Origin of the sequence: Undibacterium sp. Ji42W, assembly GCF_049340405.1 — a bacterium.
Lineage (GTDB): Bacteria > Pseudomonadota > Gammaproteobacteria > Burkholderiales > Burkholderiaceae_D > Undibacterium.
The window spans coordinates 110,259-124,875 of the sequence record NZ_JBMPOV010000004.1 but is presented as its reverse complement, the minus strand read 5'-3'; the positions used below and the strand labels follow the sequence as shown (position 1 = coordinate 124,875).

Sequence of the window (14,617 nt, the reverse complement as noted above, 5' to 3'; positions counted from 1 at the left end):
TATATCAATATGAGTGCCTTTCTGCCCGAGTATGCCGAATTATTTTGCATGAGCAATTTCAGCTTCCTGCATGGAGCATCACATTCAGAAGAGTTGGTGGCGCGCGCCATTAAACTGGATTATCGCGCCCTGGCCATTACCGATGAATGCTCCCTGGCTGGCGTGGCAAGAGCATATACGGCAGCAAAAAATACCGGCTTGCATCTCATCATCGGTGCCCACTTCAAACTGGAAGATGCAGAAGCACCTGAAAATAATGTGCATCTGATTGCCCTTGCACAAAACCGCGAGGGCTATGGCAATTTATCTGAAATGATTACTCTTGGCAGATGCCGGGCGACCAAGGGTAGTTACTTATTGACGCCCAAGGATTTCGTCACGCCACCGTCGGGTTTGGAGCATTTGTCTGGCTTGCCGGATTGCCTGCTGATAATGGTACCAGCTTACCCCGCAGAAAGTAATGCGCTACTGAAACAGGCCAAATGGTTGAAGCAACACTTCCCTGGCCGCGCCTGGATAGGGTTGAATTTACTGATGCAAATTGCAGATGAATATCAAAAGCAGCAAGTTGATACGGTAGCTGAGACTGTGCAATTACCCGTCGTTGCCATTGGCCAGGTCACCATGCATGTCAGATCCCGCAAGCCCTTGCAGGACACGATGACTGCCATACGCCTGTGCCAGCCCATCACTGAATGTGGTTACACCCTGGCGATGAATGCAGAGCAGCATCTACGTTCCCGCTTGCGGCTGGCGACGATTTATCCGCCGCATACTCTGGTCGAGACAGTGAAAATCGCGGAGCTGTGCAGCTTTTCATTGAATGAATTACGCTATGAGTACCCGCACGAACTGGTGCCGAAAGGATATACGCCTGCCAGTTATTTAAAGCTTCAGGTCTATAAAGGTGCTGATCTGCGCTATCCACAAGGTTTGCCCTCATCAGTAAAAAATAAAATAGAACATGAGCTGCACCTAATTAATGATCTGGCTTATGAACCTTATTTTTTGACGGTGTTTGATATCGTCAATTTTGCCAGGAAAAAGGAAATACTCTGCCAGGGACGGGGCTCGGCAGCCAATTCTGTCGTCTGCTATTGCCTGCATATCACCGAAGTTAATCCAGAAACACATACTCTGCTGTTTGAACGCTTCCTGTCCAAGGAAAGAGGTGAGCCCCCTGACATCGATGTCGATTTTGAACATCAGCGCCGCGAGCAAGTCATGCAGTATATCTACGATAAATACGGGCGTGACCGTGCTGCTATAGCTGCTGCTGTACACACTTACCACCCGCGCGGCGCCTTGCGTGATGTGGGAAAAGCCCTAGGCGTAGACCTGGCGATCGTCGATGCCGTGGCGAAATCGCATCGCTGGTTTGATAGCAAGCAAGAGTTATTCAAGCGATTCACAGAATGCGGTCTGGACATCAATTCTCCTATCGCCCAGCAATGGGCATTGTTAACAGGCAAATTGCTGCGCTTTCCGCGCCATTTATCGCAACACAGCGGTGGCTTTGTCATCGCACGCGGCAAATTATCCAGGCTGGTGCCTATAGAAAATGCAGCGATGGAAAAGCGCAATGTGATCCAATGGGATAAGGATGATCTTGAATCCCTTGGCTTGCTCAAAGTTGATGTGCTGGCCCTTGGCATGCTGTCGGCATTACGGCGGGCTTTTGATCTGATGGCTAGCTTGCCAGGCAAACCTAAGTGCATGCAGGATGTGCCACGCGAAGATCCGCTGACCTATGACATGATTTGCAAGGCAGATACCATTGGTGTGTTCCAGATAGAATCCCGGGCGCAGATGAGCATGCTGCCACGCTTGAGACCAAGAGAGTTCTATGATCTGGTGATACAAATTGCCATTGTACGGCCCGGCCCTATACAAGGCGGTATGGTGCACCCCTATTTGCAAAGACGTCAGGGCAAGCAGCCTGTAGAAATGCACAAAAATCCGGGTATGCGGGCAGCGCTGCAACGCACACTGGGGATACCTATCTTTCAGGAGCAGGTCATGCAAATCGCCATGCATGCGGCAGACTTTACGGCAGGAGAAGCAGATGGCTTGCGCCGCGCAATGGCGGCCTGGAAACGGAAAGGCGGCCTGGAAGGCTATGAAACCAGGATAGTAGAGACCATGGTCAAGAATGGTTATGAGCGTGATTTTGCTCAAGGGATCTACGAACAAATGAAGGGTTTTGGTGATTATGGCTTTCCTGAAAGTCATTCAGCCAGTTTTGCCATCCTCGCGTATTTCAGTAGCTGGATCAAGCGCCATGAGCCTGCAGTGTTTTTATGCTCGCTGTTGAATTCTCAGCCATTAGGGTTTTATTCGCCTTCGCAATTGATACAGGATGCGCGTCGCCATGATGTGCAAGTCAGTGCTATCGATGTGACCTGTAGCGATTGGGACTCTTCACTTGAGACAGAGATGCAGTTCAATAGTTTTACCGAGACCTTGCAGCCCATCGTACGCATGGGTTTCTCTCTGTTATATGGCATGTCCGAGGATGCTGCCTCGCGTATCATGCAGGCACGCCAGCAACAGGCTTTTGTTGATGTGCATGATCTGGCAAAGCGCGCTCAACTGAGCCAGCATGATTTGCATGTACTGGCTGCTGGCAATGCCTTGTCAGCTTTGGCTGGACATAGAAGACAGGCACTGTGGCAGGCAGTAGGCGCAATGCCGGATAAGGATTTATTGCGCGTCACCAATATACAAGAGCAAGTACCTCAACTGAAAGCACCTTCAGAAGCACAAGAAATTTATAGCGACTATCATGCAACCGGATTCAGCCTACAGCGCCATCCTCTTGCTTTGCTACGACCACAATTGCTGGCCAAGCGCTTCTTGCCAGCAGAAATGCTGAATACTTTTCAACAAGGGCAATTTGCGCGCGGTTGTGGCCTGGTCACGGTAAGGCAAAGACCACAAACGGCCAACGGCGTCATCTTCATCACCATAGAGGATGAAACCGGCCCGGTGAATGTGATTATCTGGCCAAATGTACTGGAAAAACAGCGTAGTGAAGTCTTGAGTGCGCCACTGCTGGGTGTATATGGTATCTGGCAATGCGAAGCCGAAGTCAGGCATCTGGTTGCCAAACGCTTAGTGGATATGTCACATCTTCTGGGGCAACTGGAAGTGGGCAGCAGGAACTTTTGCTAAGTTCCCCCTGCCCTGCTCTATATAGAAATATGCAGCAATTACGCCTGATTACCATCAGGCAAAGTCAGGCGACCAGTATGATAATCATATTCATACACTTCACCATAACGTCCCCACTCGATGGCGACTTCAAGTACCCGTTTTGCTTCGTCAGATTTCAAAAATTCCTCCAACAAATCTATCAGCGGTTGTTCAGACAGACTACCACTGGTTTCCGTTTCCAGATTACGTCGTATATGTGCCGCCAACGGCACATGCGTTAGCAATTGTTGGCCAAACAATTCCTGCTTTTGCGCCTGCTCTACTTCTACATATTTTTTACCGAGCGGCGTCAGCATGATGTCGCCTTTTTCCAGCACGGCAAAACCTAACAAACTCAAAGCTTCATAGGTCGGGAATAATTCTTCATCCGACAATTCAGCTTCTTCTGCCAGTTGTGGTAAGTCGGCACGGCCATTGAATGGTGCCTCTGCCAGCAAATCAAGAATGCCTTCGATGCGGCTGACATCCGTCTCAGGCAAGCGATAGCCAAGGTGACGTGCATTTGGCGTATCAGCGGCAGCCTCATGGGTGGCACGCATGGTCATTAAGCCATATACTTCATCAATCAAGGCACGTACTTCCAGCGTATCCACATCACGCGGCCTGGGCAGGTCGATCTTGATTTCGCATCTGACCGAGCCTGGGTCACTGGATAAAATAATGATGCGATCTGCCATCATGACGGCTTCTTCAATATTGTGTGAAACGATCAAGATGCCTTTAGTGGATATGCGGTCTTCTTCCCACAACTCCAGCATGTCATTACGCAGGGTTTCACCTGTTAGCACATCCAGGGCAGAAAAAGCCTCATCCATCAGCAATACATCAGGATTGGTGACCAGTGCCCTGGCTATACCCACACGCTGCTTCATACCGCCAGAAAGTTCACGCGGCAAGGCACCGCCAAAACCTGCCAGGCCGATCAATTCAAGGACGGCATCGGCTCTTTGTTCGCGCTCTGCCGCTGGGACACCCTGGGCCTCTAAACCCAGTTCCACATTCTGCTGCACAGTCAGCCAGGGGAATAAAGCAAATGACTGGAACACCATGGCTATGCCTGCCACTGGCCCACCAATTGCCTTGTCGCGATAGGCTACTTTGCCTGCATCTGCCGGTATCAAACCAGCCATGATGCGTAATAAGGTGGATTTGCCGGAACCGGATTTGCCCAGCAAAGCGACGATTTCGCCATCTTTGAGTTGAAAGTCAACCTTGTCCAGTATCAGGCGCGACTTGCCATCTGCTGCTTTGAAGGATTTGGCGACCTGATTCAGGTCGAGTAATAAATTTTGAGTCATCTTGAATTCCTTGATGAATAATTCAGGCGTCAGCGCGACTGTTCAACGCAGATGGTCTTCGGCCAGCAAATACAATTTGCGCCAGAAAAAGCGGTTCAGCAGCATGACGAATACGCACATGACACCTATACCCAAAGCGATACGATGAAAGTCGCCCGTCTCCGTCATTTGCTTGATATAACTACCCAGGCCATCGGCTACCAACGTGGTTTTACCCCAGGTGACATATTCAGCCACGATACTGGCATTCCATGAGCCGCCACTGGCTGTGATTGCGCCTGTGATATAGCTAGGAAAAACAGCCGGCAAGTACACGCGCTTCCACTTCAGCCATCCTTTCAGACCCAAATTATCAGCAGCCAAACGTAATTCATTGGGGATGGTGGCAGCACCAGCCACGACATTGAACAGGATGTACCACTGCGTACCAAACACCATCAAGGGGCTAAGCCAGATATTTGGCGTCAGTTTAAACGTCACCATGGCAAACACTACCAGGGGGAACATCAGATTGACGGGAAAAGCCGCCAAAAACTGCGCCATCGCCTGCACTTTTTGCGAATACTGTGGGCGCAAACCTATCCAGACTGCCACTGGCACCCAAAACAAGGAAGCCAGGGCGATCAACAACATAACGCGCACCAGGGTAATCAATCCCAGACCCAGCACATGTGCCACTTCGGCCCAACCCACCACACTGTGTATAAAAATGAATAGGCTGTACATGGCAGAAATTGAAGCCAACAACAAAGCTGCATCCAAAACTTTGGGCCACGCTGGATGAGTAAAACGCTGATTCACTTGCACGCTGGTGCCATCACTCTGCACACTAAACCATGACAAACCACGCCCAAGAAAAAGCCAGAACCTGGCTATCCAGGCGCGAAATAAACGGCTGCTGCGCATCCAGTCCAGCAACCATGATTGCTGCGCAGTGTCGCCTTGGGTTTCTTCAAAGCGGAACTTGTCAGCCCAGGCCAACAAGGGACGGAAAAACAACTGGTCATACAGCAAAATACCGATCAGCATGGCGGCAATCGCCCAGGTGATGGCCATGCCGTCCCTGGCTTCAATCGCCACGGCGATATAGGATCCTATGCCAGGCAATTTAATGTCTTGTCCTGCGACAGAAATAGCTTCAGCCGCCACCAGGAAAAACCAGCCGCCAGACATGGACATCATCATATTCCAGAGCAGGCCTGGCATGGCGAACGGCAATTCCAGGCGCCAGAAACGCTGCCAGCCAGACAATCTGAATATCTGCGCTGCCTCTTTTAATTCGGGCGGCACATTGCGTATGGATTGATACAGGCTGAATGCCATATTCCAGGCCTGGGAAGTGAAAATCGCAAAAATGGCTGCGCACTCAACACCCAGCAAATTACCGGGGAACAAGGCAATAAAAGGGGCAATCGCAATCGCTTGAAAACCAAGAATAGGTACAGATTGTAAGATATCCAGCGCCGGTATCATGACTTTTTCAGCCGCCGCATATTTGGCCGCGACAGCCGCAAAAATCAAACTGAAAATCAGGGAAAAAGCCAACGCCGTGAACATGCGTAAGATGGTGCGCAATAAATAATAAGGCAGATAAGAGGGATCAAGACTGATTTGCAAAGCCTCGCCCACGGCGAAAGGACGGCTCATCTGCATGGCGGCAAATGCAAAAATACCCAACAAAGCCAGTACTAAAGGGAGCAAAGCCCAATCCCAGCGATTTGGGCCTTTATCCCCGGTAACAACATCACGCCCTTGTTGACGGAACAATTCAAACATGAATGCTCCTTTGTTCAATCAAAGCGATAGCAAAAAAACGGCCCATAGCATACCTCCTGTCACAAACATCAAGTCTGGACAAAGATGAACTGCGCGGCTGCGCACATGCATGCTGACTATAGCCAGCGCCACGCAAAATTTAAAACAGGGGTAAAAGTAGAGGGCAGCATGACTGCTGCAAAAGACTACTACCCGCCAAATGGCAAGGTAGCAAGAGAAAATCTGTGCTTACATTGCCAAGTTGAGTGAAGATCGACAACTATAACTGTCCACAAACGTGCTCCGAAAATGAGATGCGCGAACTTTAACATAGACTTTGTTTTGCAAGCAAGATGTTGCAACGCAAAAAGCTTATTTTTTTGTAGCTTGCATGCGCTCTTTCAGAACAGCAGCAATTTCTCTTTGTTCAACTTCAATCGCAAAATCAAGGGCGGTTAAGCCCAGATCATTCTTGAGAAATGGATCCGCGCCCTCTTCCAGCAAAAGATTGACGATAAGATGCTTGCCAGAGCGGGCAGCCATCATCAACGGGGTGGTTTTGTTAGGGGATTCAGCGTCTATGTAGGCCGATTTTTCCAGTAACAATGCAACAATATCCTTATTGCCGCCAGCAGCAGCATAATGCAAGGCACACCAGCCAACTTGATTGATCTCGGCATCATGCTCAATCACAGCTTTAACAAAGGGGAAATTTCCAAGGTAGCTCGCCAACATCAAAATAGTGTCGCCATTACTGGCTCTGGCTTCGAGTTTGATATCTTTGCGATCAAGCAAGAATTGGAAAACTTTTTTTGAATCTTCGCGCAAAGCGATCATCAACAGAGTTTCGCCGCGAATTGCTTCGGTGATATTCACACTCACACCACGTTGCAATAGTTCATTCACCTTATCAACCTGATCAAAGCGTACAGCAAAAATCAAATCTTCCTGCTCATTCGCAAAAGCACAGGCACAGGCACAAGATAACCACAGTAACAAACAAGCCAGGCAACGCAAATGAAATTTTCTTGATGAGAACAATGCAGATGACAAGGCTGTTTGCATATCAGGCCTTAATGGGCAAATTGAAACAGTTGGAAGAAATTTTTCGTCGTAGTCTCTTGCACTTCTTTGACAGAAATACCTTTCAAATCTGCCAGAAATTCACCCACATGCCGTACAAAACCAGGTTCGTTCATTTTGCCACGATGCGGAGCGGGTGCCAGATAAGGTGAATCAGTTTCTATCAAAATGCGGTCCAACGGCAAAGCTTTTGCTACTGCCTGCAAATCTTTGGCACTCTTGAAAGTCAGAATGCCGGAGAAGGAAATATAAAACCCAAGGTCCACTGCTGCTTGCGCAACTTCCAGCGACTCGGTAAAGCAATGCATCACACCTGCTACCCCACCCTGCCCTGTGCCTGCTCCCTCTTCTTTCATGATGCGTATGGTATCTTCAGCCGCTGCACGGGTATGGATGATAAGTGGCTTGCGGCAAATGCGGGAGGCGCGAATATGCTGTCTGAAACGCTCACGCTGCCATTCAAGATCACCCTTCAATCTGAAATAATCGAGACCGGTTTCACCGATGGCAATGATTTTGTCGTGATCAGACAGCTTAACCAATTGCTCTGCTGTTGGCTCTTCTGTTTCTTCGTAATCAGGATGTACGCCAACGGAGGCATAGATATGGGGATACTGTTCAGCCAATGCCAGCACTTGTGGAAAATCAGGCAAGTCAACCGAGACGCATAGTGCGTGCGTCACACCATTCTCCTGCATCTTGCCCAATATCTCCGGCAAACGTTCAGCCAACTCAGGGAAATTGATATGACAATGGGAATCAACGTACATGCTTGCTACTCTTAAAGAAATTTGATGCAATGATTGATCGGTCAGCAAATACCTGATGCAAACAAGCTCAGGATGCTGAGATCAATTGTAATACGGCTTGCGCCGAGACGTTGGCAGTGTCGCGCAAGAGGGAATGATGCATATCGATGAAGCGCTGTTTCAAGCGTTCCTGCAAGGCTTCGTCACTTAGCTGCTGCCACAAGGCATCTGCCATCGCATCCGGCCTGGCGGCTGACTGTAAAAATTCTGGCACCAGGAATTCATGTGCGAGGATATTCGGCAAGCCTATCCAAGGCTGGTAACCCATGTGCCGCAAAATTTGCCATGAGGCTTCCATCATTTTGTAGGCAATCACCATGGGCTTTTTGAACAAGGCCACTTCCAGCGATGCCGTACCAGAGGCAACGAGTACCGCATCTGCCGCTGCAATGGCAGTATGAGAGCGTCCATCAATCAGCAACACTGGCACGTTATCGAGCTTGGCATCAACCACCAGCTTGATGTAATAACTGCGCTGCTTTTCACCTGCCATAGGCACGACAATTTGCAAATGCGGGTCACGCTGGCATAGTATCTTGGCCGTCTGGATAAAGGCTTCAGTATTGTATTTGATCTCGGACATGCGGCTGCCTGGCAAGATCGTGACCACTCTGGCATTTTTATCCAGGCCCAGCTCATCCCTGGCAGCAGCCATGTCGGTTTCCATGGGAATGACTTGTGCCAGCGGATGGCCCACATAAGTCACTGGTATGCCAGCATTGCGGTAAATCTCTTCTTCAAAGGGAAACACCACCAGCATATGGGAAACTGCTTCAGCTATCTTTTTGATGCGCCCACCACGCCATGCCCAGATCGATGGGCTGATGTAATGTATGGTAGGAATGCCAGCACGCTTTAACTGGATTTCCAGATCCAGGTTAAAATCTGGTGCATCAACGCCGATGAAGACATCCGGTTTTTCCAGCAATAACTGTTCGCGCAATTGCTTGCGTATGCCGCTGATCTCGCGGTAATGTGCCAGTACTTCAAACAACCCGCGCACGGACAGTTTATCCATGGGCCAGTCGTTGATAAAGCCTTGCTCCGCCATGCGCGCGCCGCCTATGCCGTGCATATGCGCATCAGGCAAGGCCGGACGCAAACCTGACAAGAGCCGGTTAGCCAGCATGTCGCCGGAAGTCTCTCCGGCAACCATCGCAATGATGGGACGATTAGCTTGATTCGTCACAATAAAGCTTAACGCACTATGCCGCGTGTCGCAGCATTCAGGAAATGGCGCATGGACTGTACATGAAGCGCCACATCGGTTTCAAGCTGAGCGATCTGCTCATCTATCGCTGCCTTGGCTTCTTCCAGAGTCAGTCCAGATTTATAAATCAGTTTATAAGACTGACGTATGGCTGCAATTTGCTCACGGCTAAAACCACGGCGCTTCAAACCTTCGACATTAATGCCATGGGCAGCGGCTGGATTGCCGTTCAACATCACAAACGGCGGCACGTCCTGCAACAAGGAGGTACCCATGCCGCACATTGCATGTGCGCCTATCTTGCAGAACTGGTGGACATTGGTAAAACCACCTAAAATCACCCAGTCACCCACATGTACATGACCAGCCAAAGCGGCGTTATTGGCGAATATGACGTTGTTACCAACCTGGCAGTCATGCGCCAGATGCACATAGGCCATGATCCAGTTATCGTTACCCAGACGGGTCACGCCATTATCCTGAACTGTGCCCAGATTGAAGGTACAAAATTCACGAATAACGTTGTTGTCACCTATTTCCAGACGTGTAGGTTCACCCGCATACTTCTTGTCTTGCGGTGCTGCACCTATCGATGAGAACTGATAAAAAGTATTGTTGCGGCCTATCGTTGTATGCCCTTCAATAACAACATGCGGACCTATCTTAGTCCCCTCAGCTATCGTCACATTGGGACCGATAATGGAATAGGCACCCACTTCCACTGTGCTATCCAGCTTGGCTTTAGGGTCAATCAGCGCGCTTGGGTGGATATGCATTGTCTAGCCCTCCTTGGCTTCATCTTTCGTACGCATGGTGCACATCAGTTCACCTTCTACTGCCAATTGGCCATCCACAGTTGCCCTGGCCTTGTATTTCCAGATGCCGCGTGCAACCTTGATGATTTCAACTTCCATCTTCAGCTGGTCACCAGGTTCAACCGGACGCTTGAAACGTGCGCCGTCAATGCCGAGGAAATACACGATAGTATTTTCATCCGGCTTTTGGCCCATGGTCAGGAATGAGAGTATGGCAGCAGTCTGCGCCATCGCTTCTATCATCAAGACACCGGGCATCACGGGTTTGTTCGGGAAATGCCCGTTAAAAAATTCTTCATTCGCCGTGACATTCTTGATAGCGGTAATGGTCTTGCCATTTTCCCAGCTCAGTACGCGATCCACCAGCAACATCGGGTAACGGTGTGGCAGGTATTCTTTGATTTGATTAATGTCCAGGCTATTCATGATCTTTTTCAGTCAGTGTTTTCATTGTTTTTTCAAGGTAACGCATCTTTTCGCGCATACCCGATAAATTACGTACGATAGCAGCAGTTTTTTCCCAGTCAGCATTTTTCGCCAAGGGATAGAAGCCAGTGTATTGCCCCGGCTCCAGTATGGAGCGCGACACCATGCTGGCAGAAGAAATATGTACATTATCGACGATGGTCAGATGACCCAGCACCATGGCTGCGCCACCAAATGTGCAATATTTGCCTATCTTGGCACTACCCGCCACGCCTACGCAGCCAGCCATGGCAGTATGCGCGCCTATATGGCAGTTATGGCCTATCTGTATCTGGTTATCCAGCTTGACGCCTTCTTCTATGATGGTATCAGCCAAAGCGCCACGGTCTATACTGGTGTTCGCGCCGATTTCGACATCGTCACCTATCAGCACCCGGCCCGTTTGCGGGATTTTTATCCATTGGCCTTTTTCATTGGCAAAACCAAAACCATCAGCGCCTATTACTGCACCAGAATGGATAATGCAACGCTGCCCCAGGACACAATGGTCATAAATGCTGACATTTGCATGAATCAGACTATGGTCACCAATCACAACGCCACGGCCGATCACCACACCCGGCTTGATGACAACATGCTCACCAATCACTGCTTCAGCATCGATGCTGGCATTAGCTCCTATGCTGGCAGTGGCAGCGACTATCGCGTGAGGACTGACCCATGCCGCAGGATGCACGCCGACCGTTGCGGGTATTGCATTGAGTGACGCAAAGTACTGCGCCGCACGGGCAAAATACACATAAGGTTGCGGGACAATGAGACAAATGCCAGCATAGTCTTTGCCAATTTGCTCGAAATCGGCTTGCGTCAACATCAATGCAGCAGCCTGGGTAGCCGCTGCCTTGTGACGGAACTTGGGATTGGACAGAAAGGTAATATGCTGCTCACTGGCCTCATCCAGAGGGGCAATGCCAGTGACAGTAATATCAGGTGAACCAGTCAATTGACCACCGAAGCGATCGACCAATTCACCCAGCCGAATGCTCGCGGTCATAGAAATTATTTGGAGAGTGCTTTAAGAACTTTATCAGTAATGTCAATACGGGCGCTGTGATAAACAGAATCTTGCAAGACCAGATCAATTTTTTCGGCTTCTGCAATTTGTTTAATCACTTTCTGCGCACGTTCTACCAATGAGGCAATTTCTTCATTCTGACGCTGATTCACATCTTCATTGTAAGAACGCTGCTTGCGCTTGAAAGCTTGGTCCAGTTCAGTAATTTCACGCTGGCGGACAACACGATCAGATTCTGACAATAAAGGCGCGTCTTTTTCATACTTTTCAGCTGTCGTCTTTAATTTCTTTGCCAGGTTTTCCAGTTCTTCGCCACGCTTTTGAAATTCAATTTTCAGTTTGGCCTCCGCCGCTTTTGCCGGAACGGATTCGCGCATCACTCTTTGAGAATCAAAGATGGCTATCTTGGTATCTTGCGCCTGGGCTTGAGCAACGCTGAAAACGCAAGCCGCACAAACCATCAAGCGTTGCAACAATTTGGTCGGGGTAATATGTTGACTCAAAATAATCTCCGTAACACGTACTAAAACAAAAACACAGCCAAACATAAGCAATTAGAAACCAGTACCCATCTGGAACTGGAATGTTTGCTTCTTGTCGTCTGCCTTGGCATTCAAAGCTTTACCAAAACTCAGCTTCAATGGGCCAACTGGCGATATCCAGCTTATACCTATACCAGCGGAAAAACGTAAGTCTTTCGCGCGAATTTTTTGACCTTCATCAAATACATTACCACCATCCACAAAAGTGAACCAGCGCAAAGATTTGTCGGCACCCGGGAAAGGAATCTGCAATTCCACATTGGCCAGCAAGCGGGTAGCACCACCAAGAGCATCACCATTTGGATCTTTAGTACCCAAAGAAGATGGCTCATAACCACGTACTGAGCCTATACCACCCGCATAGAAGTTCTTAAACAGTGGATAAGGCTTACCACCCAGTCCATGTCCATAATCAACTTCGCCATTCAATGCCAAAACCACAGAGCGATAAATAGGCTGGAATAATTGTGCATTATAAATTGCACGATAATATTTAAAGCTGCCTACAGCTGCCAGTTCCAGATTAGCCCTTTGGTAACGACCAATTGTAGGCGTCAACACGCTGTCGCGGCTATCCCTTTGCCAGGCTGCAGTCAATGGAAATGAATTAGTTACAGCCTCACCAATACCATAGTCAATCGCGGCTGTATCCTTGGAACCAGTGCCGTAATCCGAAACATATTTAAGGTAACGGTATGGGCTGCCAAAGTAAGTTTCAACCTTGGTACGTTCAAAACCAAGACCAAAAAACACCGTATCGACTTCAGAGAATGGTACACCGAAACGCAACGCGCCACCGGTAGTCTGAATTTTATAGTCACCGACACTGCCGATAATCGGACGCGTTGTACGGATATAAACTTCCACATTGCGGCTAACGCCATCGTCCGTGAAATAAGGATCGGTATGAGACAGCGCAATTGTACGATTTTGGCGGCTGGTATTGATATCAAGGCCTATCGTATCACCACTACCAAAAGCATTGGCTTGCTGGATAGAGCCAGTCAGCGTCAATCTTTCGGCGCTGGAGTAGCCGGCGCCAAACATGAGATTACCGGTAGGTTTTTCAGTGACCGTCAGGTTCACGTCAACCTGATCAACGCTGGTTGGCACTTCAGGTGTTTCTATAGTGACATCTTTGAAATAGCCAAGACGCTCTACACGGTCACGTGAGGTTTTGATTTTCTCGCCGTCATACCAGGAGCTTTCAAACTGGCGGAATTCGCGACGGATAACTTCATCACGCGTGCGGGTATTACCAGCCAGATTAATGCGGCGCACATAAACGCGTTTGCCCGGATCAACAAAGATGGTGAAAGCAACTTCTTTCTTTTCTTTATTCAAGACAGGATTTGCATTCACATTAGCAAACGCATAACCAAAATTACCCATGCGTTCCGAAATACGCTTGGTGCTTTCCGTCAGACGGGCAGCATTATAAATATTGCCTTTTTTGAGCAGCAACAAAGAGGCTAACTCTTCTTCCCTGCCCATAGTATCGCCTTCAAGCTTGATATCGGAGACGGTATATTTATCGCCCTCATCAATATTGATCGTGATGTAGATGTCTTTTTTGTCTGGCGTGATGGAAATCTGTGTGGATAAAATCTGCATTTCGAGATAGCCACGGTTTTGATAGAACGAGCGCAAGGTCTCGATATCGCCGGAGAGTTTTTGCTTGGAATACTGATCTGCCTTGGTATACCAGGTAAACCAACCCGGTGTCGTCAAGGTCAACAGATCACGGATTTCACCGTCAGAAAAATCTTTATTACCGATGATATTAATCTGGGCAATCTTGGCTACTTCACCCTCATCTACCGCAAACGTAACATTCACACGATTACGTTCTATCGGCGTAATGGTGGTCGTGATTTGCATGCCATACAAGCCCTTGGACAGGTATTGGCGTTTGAGTTCTTGCTCGGCACGGTCCACTGTTGCCTTATCGAAAATACGTGATTCACCAACGCCTATGTCTTTCAAGGCTTTGACGAGTGCATCTTTTTCAAATTCTTTAGTGCCAGTGAACTCCACACCAGCGATGGTAGGACGTTCCTCCAGCAAGACGATCAAGATGCCGTCCTGCACTTCAATCTGAACGTCCTTGAAGAAACCCGTTGCATACAGGGATTTGATCGCAGTTGTACTTTTTGCGTCATCAAATTGCTCACCGACTTTGACTGGCAAATAACTAAATACGGTACCAGCCTCCGTCCGTTGCAAGCCTTCTACACGTATATCCTTGACGGTGAAGGGCTCAATCGCCAATGCGTTTCCGGTGCAAAGTGCTAATGCAGCCAAAGATAAAGCATGACGACGAAAATGGGCTAAAGTGAACTGCTCGATATGTAATTTCATTGGGTATAAATTTCTTTCAATACTCTC

At 48.8% G+C, this 14,617-nt stretch carries 11 protein-coding genes; 1 reads left to right on the top strand and 10 read right to left on the bottom strand.

Annotation, left to right across the window (positions count from 1 at the left end; all coding sequences use genetic code 11):
- Positions 1-9 precede the first annotated feature (9 nt).
- Positions 10-3,174 (top strand): error-prone DNA polymerase, encoded by a 3,165-nt coding sequence (locus ACO0LG_RS09880; RefSeq protein ID WP_423025802.1) that lies wholly within the window; start codon positions 10-12, stop codon positions 3,172-3,174.
- A gap of 38 nt (positions 3,175-3,212) precedes the next feature.
- On the opposite strand, the gene ACO0LG_RS09875 is transcribed toward ACO0LG_RS09880, so the two are convergent.
- From ACO0LG_RS09875 to bamA, 10 genes are all read right to left on the bottom strand, one after another.
- Positions 3,213-4,514 (bottom strand): AAA-associated domain-containing protein, encoded by a 1,302-nt coding sequence (locus ACO0LG_RS09875; protein ID WP_423025800.1) that lies wholly within the window; start codon positions 4,512-4,514, stop codon positions 3,213-3,215.
- Between the two features lie 42 nt (positions 4,515-4,556).
- Complete coding sequence (locus ACO0LG_RS09870; RefSeq protein WP_423025798.1) at positions 4,557-6,290, bottom strand: ABC transporter permease; 1,734 nt, start codon at positions 6,288-6,290, stop codon at positions 4,557-4,559.
- Positions 6,291-6,641: 351 nt separating this feature from the next.
- The gene (locus ACO0LG_RS09865) at positions 6,642-7,211 is read right to left on the bottom strand and encodes an ankyrin repeat domain-containing protein (protein WP_423025796.1); all 570 of its coding nucleotides are present in this window, start codon (positions 7,209-7,211) and stop codon (positions 6,642-6,644) included.
- Positions 7,212-7,342: 131 nt separating this feature from the next.
- Complete coding sequence (locus tag ACO0LG_RS09860; protein WP_423025794.1) at positions 7,343-8,122, bottom strand: TatD family hydrolase; 780 nt, start codon at positions 8,120-8,122, stop codon at positions 7,343-7,345.
- Positions 8,123-8,189: 67 nt separating this feature from the next.
- Positions 8,190-9,350 carry a lipid-A-disaccharide synthase gene (lpxB, locus tag ACO0LG_RS09855; RefSeq protein WP_423025792.1) on the bottom strand — a complete coding sequence of 387 codons (1,161 nt, stop codon included), beginning with the start codon at positions 9,348-9,350 and terminating at the stop codon, positions 8,190-8,192.
- Positions 9,351-9,358: 8 nt separating this feature from the next.
- Positions 9,359-10,147 carry an acyl-ACP--UDP-N-acetylglucosamine O-acyltransferase gene (gene lpxA / locus ACO0LG_RS09850; RefSeq protein WP_423025790.1) on the bottom strand — a complete coding sequence of 263 codons (789 nt, stop codon included), beginning with the start codon at positions 10,145-10,147 and terminating at the stop codon, positions 9,359-9,361.
- Positions 10,148-10,150: 3 nt separating this feature from the next.
- Entirely contained in the window at positions 10,151-10,612 is a 462-nt protein-coding gene (fabZ, locus tag ACO0LG_RS09845; RefSeq protein ID WP_422949882.1) for a 3-hydroxyacyl-ACP dehydratase FabZ, read from the bottom strand.
- Positions 10,605-11,666 (bottom strand): UDP-3-O-(3-hydroxymyristoyl)glucosamine N-acyltransferase, encoded by a 1,062-nt coding sequence (gene lpxD, locus ACO0LG_RS09840; RefSeq protein WP_423025788.1) that lies wholly within the window; start codon positions 11,664-11,666, stop codon positions 10,605-10,607. The genes fabZ and lpxD overlap by 8 nt, the downstream gene beginning before the upstream one ends.
- Positions 11,667-11,671: 5 nt before the next feature.
- Positions 11,672-12,235, bottom strand: coding sequence for an OmpH family outer membrane protein (locus ACO0LG_RS09835; RefSeq protein WP_423025786.1), 564 nt, complete (start codon positions 12,233-12,235; stop codon positions 11,672-11,674).
- Between the two features lie 6 nt (positions 12,236-12,241).
- Positions 12,242-14,590 carry an outer membrane protein assembly factor BamA gene (gene bamA / locus ACO0LG_RS09830; protein WP_423025784.1) on the bottom strand — a complete coding sequence of 783 codons (2,349 nt, stop codon included), beginning with the start codon at positions 14,588-14,590 and terminating at the stop codon, positions 12,242-12,244.
- Positions 14,591-14,617: the final 27 nt, after the last annotated feature.

What these genes read in the sequence shown, in the direction of transcription:
- ACO0LG_RS09880 (WP_423025802.1), top strand. Translation starts at nt 10, where the DNA reads ATGAGTGCCTTTCTGCCCGAGTATGCCGAATTATTTTGCATGAGCAAT.
- bamA (WP_423025784.1), bottom strand. Translation starts at nt 14,590, where the DNA reads ATGAAATTACATATCGAGCAGTTCACTTTAGCCCATTTTCGTCGTCAT.
- lpxD (WP_423025788.1), bottom strand. Translation starts at nt 11,666, where the DNA reads ATGACCGCGAGCATTCGGCTGGGTGAATTGGTCGATCGCTTCGGTGGT.
- ACO0LG_RS09860 (WP_423025794.1), bottom strand. Translation starts at nt 8,122, where the DNA reads ATGTACGTTGATTCCCATTGTCATATCAATTTCCCTGAGTTGGCTGAA.
- ACO0LG_RS09835 (WP_423025786.1), bottom strand. Translation starts at nt 12,235, where the DNA reads ATGTTTGGCTGTGTTTTTGTTTTAGTACGTGTTACGGAGATTATTTTG.
- lpxA (WP_423025790.1), bottom strand. Translation starts at nt 10,147, where the DNA reads ATGCATATCCACCCAAGCGCGCTGATTGACCCTAAAGCCAAGCTGGAT.
- ACO0LG_RS09870 (WP_423025798.1), bottom strand. Translation starts at nt 6,290, where the DNA reads ATGTTTGAATTGTTCCGTCAACAAGGGCGTGATGTTGTTACCGGGGAT.
- ACO0LG_RS09875 (WP_423025800.1), bottom strand. Translation starts at nt 4,514, where the DNA reads ATGACTCAAAATTTATTACTCGACCTGAATCAGGTCGCCAAATCCTTC.
- fabZ (WP_422949882.1), bottom strand. Translation starts at nt 10,612, where the DNA reads ATGAATAGCCTGGACATTAATCAAATCAAAGAATACCTGCCACACCGT.